The following is a 13,780-nucleotide window of genomic DNA, read 5'->3' on the forward strand; positions in this document are numbered from 1 at the left end:
ATCCTCTTCGTGACAAACGGCCCGGAATAGGCCAGCTATGAAGTCGATGAAGCATATAGTTCAAAAAAGCAACTTGATAATTTCAATTAGAAACTCAAAATCATATGGCGCGTAAGAAACCCTATGATGATGGCTGCGCGACGGCCCATGCGCTCGACCTGATCGGAGAGCGCTGGGCCCTTCTGATCGTTCGCGAACTGGTACCCGGCCCCAAACGCTTCAGCGATCTGCGTGCCGCCCTGCCGGGTATCAGCACCAATATTCTGACCAACCGTCTGAGCGATCTCGAGACGACACACATCCTGATCCGTCGGCAATTGCCCCCGCCCGCACCGGCATGGGTCTATGAGTTAACGCCCTGGGGTCTGGCGCTGGAGCCATTGATCCAGGAGCTGGGCCGCTGGGCCGCTCGCTCGCCCGGACTGATCGCCGGAAAACCGATGAGCCCGGCTTCAATCATGCTGTCATTCCGCACCATGTTCGATCCGGAACGGGCGGGGTCCATGCAGGCGAGCCTGTCACTGGTCATGAACGGTCTGGCGCACAGAATTCGTATCGAGGCCGGTGAGTTATCGATCGAGCTGGGCAAAGCCATCGATCCCGACGTCCATATGGACGGCGACCCCAATCTCGTCGCCGGGATCGTTTACGGCGAGATGAGCCTGGATGAAGCCAGAGCCGCAGGCCTGACCATAACGGGTGAGGAGGCCGTCCTGCACAAATTCGTCACGCTCTTCCCGCTGCCCCCGACAGCCCCTGAAACCTGTTCAGTCACCAGGGACTAGCCGAACCGGCCCGTAATATAGTCCTGTGTGCGCGTATCGGTCGGGTTGGTGAAGAGGCGGTCGGTCTGGTCGAATTCGATCAGTTCGCCCTGATGCAGAAAGGCCGTCCGGTCCGAAATGCGCGCCGCCTGTGCCATGCTGTGAGTGACGATGATGATGCAGTAGCGGGTCTTGAGCTCCTCGATCAGCGCTTCCAGCCGCGCCGTTGCGATCGGGTCGAGCGAACTGGCGGGTTCGTCCATCAGGATCACATCCGGTTCTATCGCAAGCGCTCGCGCCAGCACCAAGCGCTGCTGCTGACCGACCGACAGGCCAGGCGCCGGCATGGAGAGCCTGTCCTTGACCTCATCCCACAGGCCTGCGCGGCGCAGGCTGTTCTCGACCATGACGTCGAGCTCCGTCCGGTTGCGCGTCAGACCGTGAAGACGCGGACCATAGGCGACATTCTCGTAGACGGAGCGGGGAAAGGGCGATGGCTTCTGAAACACCATGCCGACCCGCGCGCGCAGCAGGACGGGATCGATGTCGGGCCCGTAAATATCCGTATTGTCCATCTGGATCGTCCCACTGACCCGCGCGCCCGGTATCGTATCGTTCATCCGGTTGAAGATGCGTAGCAGGCTGGACTTGCCGCAGCCGGATGGGCCGATCAACGCGGTCACGCTGTAATCCGCAATATCAATGTCGATCCCGTTCAGCGCGCGGAAGTCCCCATAATGCAGGGACACGTCGCGACAACGGAATTTGAGCGGCTTGGGGGCCGCCTGTCCGGATGGACGATTTCGATCGGACCGGATGATCACAGTTTCCTCCGTCGCTGCAGACGTTCACGCATCACGATCGCCAACCCGTTAATGATCATCAGCACCACCAGCAGCGCCATGACGGCTGCCGATGTCCGTTCGGCCCAGGCGGTTTCCGCCGAGCCGGACCAAAGAAAGATCTGAACCGGCAGGGCGGTCGCGGGATCGGTTGGCGAGGCCGGAATTTCGGTGACGAAAGCGACCATGCCGATCATCAGCAGCGGCGCGGTTTCGCCCAGCGCCTGCGCCATGCCGATGATGGACCCGGTCAGGATTCCGGGGGCGGCGATCTGGACCTTGTGACCGAAGACGGCCTGCATTTTCGACGCACCGAGGCTGAGCGCTGCATCCGTGACGCCGTCCGGGACGGATTGAAGCGCGGCGCGGGACGCGATCACGATGGTCGGAAACATGCGCAGCGCCAGAACCAGACCGCCCACCAATGCAATCGAACGGGCCAGCCCGAACACATTGATGAAGACAGCAAGACCCAGCAATCCGAACACGATGGAGGGCACCGCCGCAAGATTGTTGATATTGACCTCGACCACGCGGGTCAGACGCCCGCCCCAGCCCGTGCGCGGCGCAAAACTGTCCAGATAGATAGCCGCGCCGACCCCGATCGGCAGGGCGAGCGCGCTGGCAATCATCAGGATCATGACCGAGCCGATAATGCCTGTTGCCATGCCGGCGCGTTCCGGGTCCCGACTGTCAGGATTGACGAACAGAGCGCGGTTGAAACGTGGCGCGATCCGGCCTTCATCGGCGAGACGGTCGATCCACCCGATCTGTCGGTCCGTAATCTTGCGTTCGCCACGCGGCAGGGCCGGATCGATATGCCCTTTAAGGAATTGGTCCGACAGATCGGAGAGCGGAATACGCAGACTGAGCGTGCGCGGATCCATCGTCGCCGGATTGTCAGCAAATTGGCTGCGAATAGCGCGCGTGGCCGCAGAGGCGGATATGATCTGCAATAATTCCGCGCGGCTGGCATCGTCACGCGGGGCGTCCAGTCGCGATGCCAGCGCATCCGCCAGGACACGCCTGTCATTGCGGTCTTCATCCGCCAATGGGGCGGTGACCTCAAGGTCGAGCGTGACCCAGTACTGGGTAAAGGCCGACAATCCGGTCATCATGATCGACAGGAGAAGCCAGCCCAACGCCGCCAAGGCGATCAGGATGGAGAGCCGCCCATAGAGGCGGAACCGGCTTTCCGCAGCGCGGCGCCTTCGCAGCCTACGCATCATCGCCGGGTCGTCACCTGTCAGCCCGCGCCCGGTCATGAAAAGCGCGCCCGGTAGCGATTGACGACACCAAGCGCGCCAATATTCAGTAATAAGGTGATCACGAACAGGACTAGGCCGAGGGCAAAGGCGGCCAGTGTCCGCGGACTGTCAAACACCTGATCCCCTGTCAGCAGGGCCACGATCTGAACCGTGACAGTTGTGACAGCCTCGAATGGGTTGGCGCTGAGGTTCGCGGCACGGCCTGCCGCCATCACGACGATCATGGTTTCGCCGATGGCGCGCGACACGGCCAGCAGGAAGGCTCCAATAATGCCGGGCAAGGCGCTTTGCAGCACAACACGGGTCAACGTTTCCGACTTGGTCGCGCCAAGCGCTGTGGAATTGTCGCGCAACGCCTGCGGTACCGCCCGGATCACATCGTCCGAAAGCGAGCTGACCAGCGGAATGATCATCACCCCCATGACCAGCCCCGCCGCCAGTGCCGACTGGGTTGGCACATCAGCCCCCATCAATGCCGTGAACTGGCGAATCGCCGGGCCGACGCTGATTAGGGCGAAAAAGCCGTAGACGACGGTCGGAATGCCCGCCAGCACTTCGATCGCCGGTTTGACGATGGCGCGCGTGCGCACGGATGCATATTCTGACAGATAGATGGCCACCATCAGACCAATAGGACCAGCCACCAGCAAGGCGATCCCGGTGATCAGAAATGTTCCGGCAAAGACAGGCACTGCCCCGAAGGCACCGCTCTGCCCTGCCTGTCCAGCCCGGATCGCCGTCTGCGGCGACCATTGCGTCCCGAACAGAAATTCCGCCACGGACACGTCCCGGAAGAAAAGGGTCGCTTCGAACACAAGCGAGGCGATAATGCCGATCGTGGTCATCACGGCGACGAGCGACAACAGCATAAGGGCGGTTTCCGCAAGCCGCTCGACATGAACGCGTGCGCCGAAATCCGGTTCGACCCAGCTCATCGCCAAGACGCTGGACAAGGTCGTTCCCGTGATAAGAGCGGCGAGCCAGACGGCGTCGAACAGCATGCCGGGATCCGGTCCCCGCCACAGCCAACCCGCCAGCAGGATCGCGAGGCCGGTTAGCCCGGTCATGACGGCGGTGAGCCGCGCATGATGGCGCGGCTGCGCCCGGGGGCGTTCATTGGCGGCCTGTATCAGGCGCAGGGCCCGGCCATGGGCGAGCCTGTACCCGGCCAGCATCAGCGCGCCGAGAATCAGCATTAGATAGACCGGGACCGGGTCGATCATGGCGCGTCCCCATTCCGGGGGGTTGGCGTCATTGTCGCGAGCCGCTCCTGCATCTGGTGGCGTTCGCTGTCGGAGAGCGGAATCAGGCCGATCTCTTCCAGATAGCCACCCATGGCGGCGGCTTCCTCGGATGTGATTTCCAGCGCGTAGCCGGCAACATCCGCCCCGCCGTCGGCGCGCAGATAGAGATAGAGATCGCGGACGACCGGATAGGCTCCGTTGCGGATATTCTCCGCCGAGGGGCTGATGCCGCCAATCGGAATACCGCGCACCTTGTCGGCATTCTGATCCAGAAAGGAAAAGCCGAACACGCCCAATGCGCTGGGCGTGTTGGACAGGGTTCGGATCAGCGCATTGTCGTTCTCGCCTGCATCGACCCAGTAGCCGTCTTCGCGCAAGGCATGAGCGCGGGCGCGAAACAGGTTTGGCGTCTCGCTTTCCAGTTCGGCCATGCAGGCAAAGGTTCGCGCGCCCGCTTCCATTGCCGTTTCGACGAAAGCGTCCCGAGTGCCTGACGTGGGCGGCGGGCCGTAGGTTTCGATCCGATCATCCGGCAGCAACGGATCGATTTCGGACCAGCGCCGATAGGGATTGCGCTGCGGCGTACAGTCTGTGTCCGATGTCGGCAGGTCGCGCGCCAGCGCCTGGTAGAGGTCTCCGACCGTCAGTTGCATCGGCGCCGCATCAATGGCCCGGGCGAGTACGATCCCGTCATAGCCCAGCTTGAGTTCGATGACGGGGGCCACGCCGTTGCGCAGACACAGAGCCGTTTCCGATGGTTTCTGACGCCGCGAGGATGTCGTTGCATCGATCGAAGGATCGCCGGAACAAAACAGCTTATGTCCACCGCCACTGCCCGTCTGTTCGACGACCATGCGGATGCCTGTGCGCTCCGAATAACTTTGCGCTGCCCGCGCGGCAAAGGGGAAGACAGTTGACGATCCGACCACGCGCACAGGATCCGTCCGGGCGTCGAGGCAGCCCGTCAGAATCAACCCGCTCGCCATGGCAAGCCCCATCAATCCGGCCCATTGCTGTCGCATCATGTCAGCCAAGCGCCACTCCCTTCGCTTCGGTCTCCTGATGGCTTTGATCCCGATTGGCAACCGCCCAGCCTAGCGTCCGCCTGCAAAGCCAAGACTTTACAGCTGCGCCTGAAAGGCGCAGGGGCGCGCGCCATGACGGTGAACGCCATACCGAACGCTTTACCGCGCACTTGGCGCGGTGAAATGATCGCCCTGTTGGTTCTGGGCGGACCGATGGCGCTTACCCAGATCATCCAGTTTTCAATCTACACAATCGACACGATCATGATTGGACGCGTCGGGACGGACGCGCTCGCCGCAGCCGCGATCGGCACAGTGATCTATTTCCTGCTCTGGATGATCGGCGCAGGTCCGGTCAGCGCCGTCACGCCCATGGTCAGCCAGTCTATCGGCACAACTATCGGCAAGCCCGGCCTGGATGCGCGCCGCGACGCGAGACGCAGTGTCCGCATGGCCTTGTGGCTCGTGACTCTGCTGACCGTTCCGATGTTCGGTTTTCTGCTGTTCGCCGAGGACGTGCTGATCTTCTTTGGCCAGGATCCGGAGATTTCGCGCATGGCTCAGGACTATGTGCTGGTGCTGGCACCCGGCCTGCCTTTCGCGCTCGGCGTCATGGTACTGCGAAATTTCCTCGCAACACTGAACAAGACGATGGTGCCGCTCGTGCTGGTGACGTTCAGCGTGCTCATCAATGCGGGCCTGAATGCGGTACTGATATTCGGGCTACTCGGTGCGCCCGCGCTGGGACTGATCGGGGCTGGAATTGCCAGCTCCATTTCCTACTGCCTCTGCTTCGTAATGATGGCGAGCTATGTATCGCTGGACCGGGATGGGCGTCAGTTCGATGTTTTCCGCAACCTGCTGACATTCGACCGCGACCGCTTCGGCGAACTTGTGCGGCTGAGCTGGCCGATCAGCGTGACGACCTTGTTCGAAGGCATGCTGTTCAATGCCGCCGCGCTCGTCATGGGGGCGATCGGGGTGCATCAGCTGGCCGCCTATCAGGTCGCGCTCAATGTGGCGGCGATGGCGTTCATGCTACCTTGGGGTTTGGCCATGGCCGGAGCGACGCGGATCGGTCTGGCCGAAGGGGCGGGCGATGCCGAGGCGAGGCAGCGTGCGGCGCAGACGACCATGGTCGCCGCCGTGGGCGGCATGGCCGTGATCGCCCTTCTGGTCACGTTACTCCCGACACAGATCGCGCATATCTATATGCGTCCGAACGACCCCGAAAACGCGGCCACGATTGCGTTCATCCTTACATTCCTGCCCATTGCCGCAGCCTTCATGATTTTCGACGCGACGCAGCTGGTCGCCAATCAGCTGCTGCGAGGTCTGAAGGATGTGACGGCCCCGATGATCATCACGGGCGTCAGCTTCTGGGTGATCGGCTTCCCGCTCTGCTATTATCTCGGCTTCTATACCGAGTTTGGGCCGAACGGCGTCTGGTACGGCCTGATGTCCGGACTGATGGCGGCCTTTATCGGTCTCGGAATAAGGCTTTTACAGCGGCTGCGTGTGCCGCCGCGTCCGCCTGAGTTGCGTCAGCCGGATCAGGACTCGCCGGATCTGAATCCCGCCTGATCACACCCTCATCGATGAAATGACGCCCCTCCCGGTCCTCGATCTCGACCACCATCAGGTCGGGGTCGAAATCCCGACGCGCGGCAATGCGGGCATAGAGCGCCGCTTCGTCCAGACGGTCTTCCCGCCACACGCGCTCCCCCTGCATGTCGCGTTCGGGCGTGAATAGCGACAGACCCGCGCGACTGCGCACCGTGACCAGTACGCTGCCCGCATCCCGGTCGCCCCGCATCACGACGCAGGCATAGGCGCCGGCGACTTGCGCGCGCCGGATCAGGGCATCGACCCAGATTCCCGTCTTTAGCTGTGGCATTTGCATCTCCTGCAAAGCGTTTCCGCGCGATCAATTCCGGCCTGAGCGTCGCCACCGCCGCCCCTGACGACAAATCCCGTATTGGGCGAAGCACTGCGATTGCCTTCTCCTGACAGGCCATGTCTGGCATGGGCCTTGCTTTCACAAGCCTGTATCGAACCCGGGCTTCCCAAGATGAACCGCACCTGCCTCCGCCTACTGCTTATCAGCTCTGCGCTGATGCTGCCACTGGCAGCACCGCTGGCGGTTGCGCAGACGGCACAGGGCCCGACGCCGACAACACCGACATCGACACCGCAACCTCTACAGGCCACTGTCACACAGGCTGCTGTCACGCAGGCCGTTCCTGCCCTCGCCCCGGACACGCCGGCCGATCAGGTCAATGCACTGAATATAGAGCCCGTCGAAACCCCCATCGCGCCGACCGAAATCTTGCCGCGCGACTACGCAACCACTCTGCAGGCCCTGCATCACGATGACCGGATCATGACGTTGGACTGGCGGCGATCGGAACAGGTGCTGCGTTTCGATCTGAGCCCGAACGATCGCATCGAAACGCTGCAGCTCTCGCTATCCGTCACGCCACTTGACGCTGGAACGCCTGATGGACCGCTGACGCTGCAATTCAATAACGGCGTCCATCATTCGGTCGATCCGGACGGCACTACGACCATCACTCTCGATCCAAAGCGGGCGCGGGCACGTGGCAATGAACTACGGATCGGATTTCTGTCCGGGTGCGAAGCCGGTCACGCACAGACGACACATCCTAAATCGGGCGGTTTCTCTATCGACCTCCGGGCCTCGCGACTGGATCTGCGGGCCCGCTCCGATGGTGATGGTCTGAGCATGCACGATCTGGAGGCCCGCCTCTCGGGACATGCCTTTGCGCCACAGACCGTCGGCCTGATCGCAAACGGCCCGATGGCGACCCGCTATCAGGCATTGGCCGCGCAAGGCCTGGCGCTGCGAATGGCAGATATTCCGGACTTCAGGACGGAATCGGTCGACACGGATTTCGAATTCGTCATGGCAACGCGCCTGGAACTCGCCGCACTGGACGATATCAGCCTGCTGACCACGGATGCTGACGTGATGAGCGGCACCGGACCCGCGCTGTTCCTGTCACAGGAACATCCGACCCGGCTCTATATGACGGGCGATACGGCTGACGATGTCTTGCGTGCTATCAGCGCTTTCGCGACGGCCTCACTGCCGCAGTCCCGCACGACCAAGGTCACGCCTGCCGATATTCTGGTGCAAAGCCCGCTCGATTCCGATCGCAGACGCATCGATGGCGCGATCCGCCTGACGGCCCTGTCCGTGGAAACGGGCACCGTCCGCACCTACGCGTTCGACGTTTCCGATCCGGAAGCGACGCATGGCGAGCTTGTTCTGCATCTGAAGCGCGATAGCCGGACCTCCGCCGGGGCCAAGCTGACCGCAAGGTTGAACGGAGCCGATCTCGGCATGGCCAAGCTGAATGGTCGTCGCAGGACCGTCGCCTACCCGATCCGTCCAGGCATGCTGGTCGGATCGGAAAATCGCCTGATCCTGACGACGGTCGATGCCAGGGATGCGCCGCATTGCACGACGTCCGATCCCTTTATCGCAATCGGCAGCCAGTCGACCCTGCAGCTGATACGTCATACGCCCTCTGCCCCTACGGACCTGTCGCGACTGGCTGCGGATGGCTCGATCTTCGGGGCGCAGAACGGCGCGAACACGGTCTTCATTCTGCCGGAAACGACATCCGACTATGAAGCCTCCCTGCGGGTCGTGGCGCAGCTGGCCAAGGTCAATGGACGCGGCTGGACATCGGCGGATTTCTCCCGCGGGGGAACGGACGATACGGTTCGCCACCATCTGGTAATCGAACCCTATCATACGCTGGATTTGGCCTATAAGGGCGCGGCACCGCGTACCATGAAGGCCGCGTGGCGCGGTGAAACCGTCGAAGGACGCAACCGCGTGGCCGCCTATGCCCGCTTGAACGGTGAGACTGCACCCGCAGTGGGTCGGATCGGTCCCGGCGGAACGGCGGCGATCTTCCCGCTGGACGATACGCGCCTGGTCGGCCTGATCACGAATACACCGGATCAGAGCTTTGCCGCCGCCCTCGCCCCCTTGTCGGGACCGCTGAACTGGAACGGACTGGCTGGCGGTGTGGCCCGCTGGTCCGGCAATGCGGTGGTCAGCACGCAAGCGCCCCTATCCCTGCCCGAACCGGACACTGGCCCGGCCTTGCAGGCGAACCAAGCGTTGGAATCGACCGCGTCCGGACGAACCCTGTCGCTGCCAGCCGTCGATCTGCCCGATATCGAGCTTAGCGATGCCGGCGACTGGATACATCGGCGCTGGCGCGAAATCTCGCAGGCCCGTCAGGCTAAACCTCGATCGCCCGTGGCCCAACCGCAGCCGGGTACGCGGATAGATGGTCCGGCAACTGCCCCAGATTCTGCCCCGAACCAAGCCCCGGCCAACAATCCGACCCAGACCACGCTGATACCCCATAGCGAAGCGGCGACGATGGGTGCTGCCGCAGGTCCCAGAGCCTTGCCGGCGCATATGGACGGCGGATTGCTGTCACGGATCGATATCTGGACCCGGGCACACTTCTTCCAGACCCGTGAGGGCGAGCTTCACCCGGCCATTCTGGCCGTGATGCTTTTGCTGCTGAGCGGGCTGACAAGTCTGGTGCTGCGCCGCGCGGGCCGCACTGATTAGATCATCTAGGCTGCGGCGGGACCGCCGAGTGGCAGGACGACTTGCGCATCGGTTCCTTCGCCGGGAACGCTTGTCACGTCCAGACGGCCGCCATGCAGTTCGGCCAAAGACTTGACGAGCGACAGGCCCAGCCCCGATCCGCGCGTTTCAGTGGATTTTCCGGAGGCCCCCTGAATAAAAGGCTGCCCAATCCGCGCAATTTCGCTCGCGCTCATGCCCGGTCCCTCATCTGTGACCCGGACGATCATCTGCCCCTGATGCGACCGTGCTTCGACCAGCACCGTGCCGCCCTTGGGCGAGAATTTCACGGCGTTCGACATCAGATTGAGCAGGATCTGACGCAGCGCCTTGCGATCTGCGGTGATCAGCAGCTGTTCCTCATCCGGCAAGCTGGCTTCGAGCGCGACTTCGGCGGCGTCGGCTGACGGGCGGATCATCTTGACCGAGCTGCGAACCACATCGCTGACATCGAACGTGTCCGTGACCAGCGTGTATTTTCCCGCTTCGACCTTGGAAAGATCCAGCACATCGCCGATCAGGTCCAGCATATATTGTCCGCTATCATGTATCAGGTCCGCATATTCGGCATATTTACTGGGCAGCGGGCCGAACAAACGCGACCGCATCATGTCGGAAAAACCGATAATGGCATTGAGCGGCGTTCGAAGTTCGTGACTGACGCCGGCAAAGAACAATGTCTTTTCGAGCGCATCATGTTCTGCCACCGTCTGCGAGCGGCGCAGGGCCTCGATCCGCACCGCATCATCTGTTCGGTCGAGCGCGTGTATCAGCAAACCGCCCGATGCGAGCGGTGTAATATGGACGTCCAGCGTCGCCTCGCTGGCCGTACCGCTATCGAGCGCGATCCGTGCACTATTGGGAGAATCGAGGCGTCGGGCCGTAGCGGCTGTTTCCAGCAAGACCTCACGCGCGGCGGCATTGCGCACCAGTGCGTCGAGGCTGGGGCGATCATTGTCACCGCGCAGACCGAACTGGATCTGGCCTTCGGGGTTCGAGCCGACCATCGACCCGTCCGGTGCAAACTCGAACAGACCGCCGGACACGCCGCGTCGCCACAATGTACCGTAAGGCCCGCGCCCGGAGCGCGTATCGTCACTGTCCCGACCATGGGTTCCGGCAATCATCGCCGTTATCGTCAGCGCCATCGTTCCAACGAAGCCAAGAGTCCCGACATAGCCGCGCTGCGTTTCGCTGATCGGCGAGCCGCCCAGATTAACCAGAGCCAGCGCCAGGAACGCGGCGATCAGCGCTATTGCCGCCAGGATCAGCGCTTCGATCACCCGGTCCTTGGTAAACACCATCGCAATGGCGGGAATACAGAGGAAAACCACCCCGACCGGCCAGAGTCCGCCGATCAGCGTGACCATGACGCAAAAGCCGGTCCAGATTGCGATCAGCACGATCTGCGCCCAGAAACGGTGCAGGACAGGCGTCAGCAGAAGCGACAGCAGTGCCGGCACCATCAGTCCGATGGCGACCTTGCCCATAGCCAGCGCACCATCACCAGCCAGCCAGCCAGCCCCGGCCCCTGCGATCATCACCACGAGCCAGATCAGCATCGGTCCTAGCAGGCGCATGCCCAGCGACATATCCAGCTCTTGATCCATTCTTCTCCCGTAGCGGCAGATTCTCCCCTGCAAAGCGCGCTTTACAGCCACAGAGCGAGCGAATTCGCGTTTCAGGCTAATCTTTCATGCAGCACTCACCCGGCCTGGATGTCCCCGCCAACCCGACCCGGAATGCGTGCAGAAAGGGCTGTTCGCTCGCTTGTTCTCAGCCTTTCGGTCCCCTATCTGCCGGGGATGACCGATGCATCCGACTGGCCTGATGATGTCGCCGAGCTGATCGAGGATTTCGCCTTCCTCGACGGCTGGGAAGAGCGCTATATGCATGTCATCGATCTGGGTAAGGCCATGGATCCACTACCGGAAGCGGACCAGATCGATGCCAACAAGGTTCGCGGCTGTGCCTCGCAGGTCTGGTTGACGAGCACGCGCAATGGCGATGGTCAGCTTGTGTTTCGCGGCGATTCGGACGCCCACATCGTGCGCGGCCTTGTCGCGATCGCCACGCAGGTCTTTTCAAACAAGCCGGATCGGGTGATCTGTGACCTCGACACGGACGCGCTCTTCGATGCGCTCGGTCTGTCCGAACACCTCTCGACTCAGCGCGCCAACGGCCTGCGCAGCATGGTCGCCCGGATCAAGCGCGAAGCGGGGGCGGGTTAACCGCTGTTTAGATCACCACAGGAGGATCGTCGTTCTCCGCGTTCGACAGGCCCACCCTGTTGCGTTCCCACATATCCTGCAGATCAACGCATTCCGAATAGATCGCCGCTTTCATCGAGGCATAAAGGCCCGCGAGCAGATTGAAACAAAGCAGGGTCGCGGTGAATGTGAACGCAGCTTCAGCCTGGCTTAGTTCTGCTTCGGGATCTGTCGTCAAATCCGTTTGCTGAAACAGCGCAAGCACCATGAAAATCAGGATGAAGAGACTAATCGCGCCAATCTGCGCGATCAGTCCGACGACGAAGTTAATCAGCCAGACCCACCACTTATAACCCCGGGTCAGACGCCAGGATTCGCCGAAGGAGCCGAGGATAGGGGCGCCGCCGAACATATAGGCAGGCCCGGGGATCGCCCAGCCTGCCGTCAGTATGAGGGCGGGGACCAGCAACGCCAGATAGCCCAGAAAAAACCCCGTCCAGAACAGGAACGCGATCACCATAAGCGGGAACGCATGCGGCAAGGCCCGCCACATCGAGTCCTTCAAACCGACCGGATAACCGATCAGGGTCCGGTAGGCGACATCCATGCAAAACCCGTAATAGAGACAGCCCAGGAAAATCAGATACAATGTGGTCATAAGACCAACGACACCAGACAGATAAGTGTCGTCCGGCCCCGTGTCAGTGATCATGCTCGTCGCCAGCAGGGTGACGCCGCTCAATAAGGATATAAGCAGTCCAGCTATAAGCACGGGCACGATATTGCGGAACAAACCACTGAATGTCCGGGACATTACCCGACCGAAGTCGAACGCAGGCTTGATCTCCCATGGCGCATAGGCGCGTTCGGGCGTGAAACTCTCGCTGTCCCCCGGCATTCCCGTCCTTCTAGCTGAGGCGAATCCGCATCCCTATTTTGGCTTTTTCGGCCAGTCTTTCCTCACGCGAATGACCATGTCGATGCCGAGGATGGCGATCAGACCGGCCATGACAGCGAAGATGGGATGTCGCAGGGCGAACAGGCTCATGCCACCAATGGCAACGCCGAGCAGAATGGCATAGGGATGGATTTTCATCCCTTTAACTCAACATCCCAGTAGAGATAGTCAAGCCAGCTTTCATGCAGATGGTTAGGCGGGAATCGGCGACCCTGCGTCTGTAGCTGATGCATGGATGGGCGACGGGGCTTAACGCGAGGATGCATGCGCGCCTCGTTCGGATGGCGACCACCCTTCTTCAGATTGCAGCTCGAACAGGCCGCAACGATGTTGGACCAGCTGGTCTTACCGCCCAAACGACGCGGCAGCACATGGTCAAAAGTGAGTTCGTCGGGCGAGCCGCAATAGACGCATTCGAACCCGTCGCGCAGAAACAGGTTAAACCGGGTAAAGGCCGGCGAGCGGTTTTGCGGCACATAGTCCTTGAGCGCGACGACGGACGGCATCTGCATTTCGAATGTCGGGCTGCGAACGCATTGTTCGTAATGATCCACGATATTGACGCGTTCCAGGAACACAGCTTTGATCGCGTCCTGCCAGGACCAGAGCGATAGCGGGAAATAGGATAGTGGCTGATAGTCCGCATTCAGGATCAGACAGGGATAGTTGCCGGATGACACGGGCACAGCCGCGGCGACGGCATTGGGCAAAACGGGCGACGCGCTCATGAGCGGCCTCCATAGTTAAGGGGCCGGGTGAGACAGCTGCGATCTACATCAGAATAACTGAAGGCTGGACGCTCCGTGTTGATTCGTCTTCCCGATAGG

Annotated in this window: 13 protein-coding genes; 4 read left to right on the forward strand and 9 right to left on the reverse strand. The window is 61.7% G+C overall.

Going from position 1 to position 13,780, the window contains the following annotated elements; genetic code table 11:
• The first annotated feature begins 104 nt into the window (after positions 1-104).
• On the forward strand, positions 105-785 hold the full coding sequence (locus AB6B39_RS14230; RefSeq protein ID WP_284372623.1) for a winged helix-turn-helix transcriptional regulator: 681 nt from the start codon (positions 105-107) through the stop codon (positions 783-785).
• Here the strand turns inward: AB6B39_RS14230 and pstB are convergent.
• From pstB to AB6B39_RS14250, 4 genes are read right to left on the reverse strand one after another with little or no spacing between them, the layout of a single operon-like run.
• Positions 782-1,588, reverse strand: coding sequence for a phosphate ABC transporter ATP-binding protein PstB (pstB, locus tag AB6B39_RS14235; protein WP_284372621.1), 807 nt, complete (start codon positions 1,586-1,588; stop codon positions 782-784). The genes AB6B39_RS14230 and pstB overlap by 4 nt on opposite strands.
• Positions 1,585-2,871 carry a PstA family ABC transporter permease gene (locus AB6B39_RS14240; RefSeq protein ID WP_284372619.1) on the reverse strand — a complete coding sequence of 429 codons (1,287 nt, stop codon included), beginning with the start codon at positions 2,869-2,871 and terminating at the stop codon, positions 1,585-1,587. Before AB6B39_RS14240 ends, pstB begins: the two co-directional genes overlap by 4 nt.
• On the reverse strand, positions 2,868-4,097 hold the full coding sequence (gene pstC, locus AB6B39_RS14245; protein ID WP_284372617.1) for a phosphate ABC transporter permease subunit PstC: 1,230 nt from the start codon (positions 4,095-4,097) through the stop codon (positions 2,868-2,870). Before pstC ends, AB6B39_RS14240 begins: the two co-directional genes overlap by 4 nt.
• Positions 4,094-5,143 (reverse strand): substrate-binding domain-containing protein, encoded by a 1,050-nt coding sequence (locus tag AB6B39_RS14250; RefSeq protein ID WP_284372715.1) that lies wholly within the window; start codon positions 5,141-5,143, stop codon positions 4,094-4,096. Before AB6B39_RS14250 ends, pstC begins: the two co-directional genes overlap by 4 nt.
• A gap of 132 nt (positions 5,144-5,275) precedes the next feature.
• On the opposite strand from AB6B39_RS14250, the gene AB6B39_RS14255 reads away from it, so the two are divergent.
• Positions 5,276-6,727, forward strand: coding sequence for an MATE family efflux transporter (locus AB6B39_RS14255; RefSeq protein ID WP_284372614.1), 1,452 nt, complete (start codon positions 5,276-5,278; stop codon positions 6,725-6,727).
• On the opposite strand, the gene AB6B39_RS14260 is transcribed toward AB6B39_RS14255, so the two are convergent.
• A complete protein-coding gene (locus AB6B39_RS14260; RefSeq protein ID WP_284372612.1) occupies positions 6,624-7,040 on the reverse strand; it encodes a DUF1491 family protein in 417 nt (138 codons plus the stop codon). The two genes, AB6B39_RS14255 and AB6B39_RS14260, sit on opposite strands and share 104 nt — an antisense overlap.
• A gap of 174 nt (positions 7,041-7,214) precedes the next feature.
• Here AB6B39_RS14260 and AB6B39_RS14265 point away from each other — a divergent pair, with 174 nt between their 5' ends.
• Positions 7,215-9,767, forward strand: a complete 2,553-nt coding sequence (locus AB6B39_RS14265) for a hypothetical protein (RefSeq protein ID WP_284372610.1) — start codon at positions 7,215-7,217, stop codon at positions 9,765-9,767.
• A gap of 5 nt (positions 9,768-9,772) precedes the next feature.
• On the opposite strand, the gene AB6B39_RS14270 is transcribed toward AB6B39_RS14265, so the two are convergent.
• On the reverse strand, positions 9,773-11,395 hold the full coding sequence (locus AB6B39_RS14270; RefSeq protein ID WP_284372609.1) for a sensor histidine kinase: 1,623 nt from the start codon (positions 11,393-11,395) through the stop codon (positions 9,773-9,775).
• 195 nt (positions 11,396-11,590) lie between these two features.
• Here AB6B39_RS14270 and AB6B39_RS14275 point away from each other — a divergent pair, with 195 nt between their 5' ends.
• Positions 11,591-12,016: a SufE family protein gene (locus tag AB6B39_RS14275; RefSeq protein ID WP_284372608.1), complete on the forward strand. Its 426-nt coding sequence runs from the start codon at positions 11,591-11,593 to the stop codon at positions 12,014-12,016.
• A gap of 7 nt (positions 12,017-12,023) precedes the next feature.
• Here the strand turns inward: AB6B39_RS14275 and AB6B39_RS14280 are convergent, their stop codons facing one another.
• The 3 genes from AB6B39_RS14280 to AB6B39_RS14290 are packed head-to-tail and all read right to left on the reverse strand — an operon-like array spanning position 12,024 to position 13,681.
• A complete protein-coding gene (locus tag AB6B39_RS14280; RefSeq protein WP_284372607.1) occupies positions 12,024-12,893 on the reverse strand; it encodes a hypothetical protein in 870 nt (289 codons plus the stop codon).
• A gap of 33 nt (positions 12,894-12,926) precedes the next feature.
• Entirely contained in the window at positions 12,927-13,091 is a 165-nt protein-coding gene (locus AB6B39_RS14285; protein ID WP_284372606.1) for a hypothetical protein, read from the reverse strand.
• Positions 13,088-13,681, reverse strand: coding sequence for an HNH endonuclease (locus AB6B39_RS14290; RefSeq protein WP_284372605.1), 594 nt, complete (start codon positions 13,679-13,681; stop codon positions 13,088-13,090). The genes AB6B39_RS14285 and AB6B39_RS14290 overlap by 4 nt, the downstream gene beginning before the upstream one ends.
• Positions 13,682-13,780 lie beyond the last annotated feature (99 nt).

This window comes from Algimonas porphyrae, assembly GCF_041429795.1.
Lineage (GTDB): Bacteria > Pseudomonadota > Alphaproteobacteria > Caulobacterales > Maricaulaceae > Litorimonas > Litorimonas porphyrae.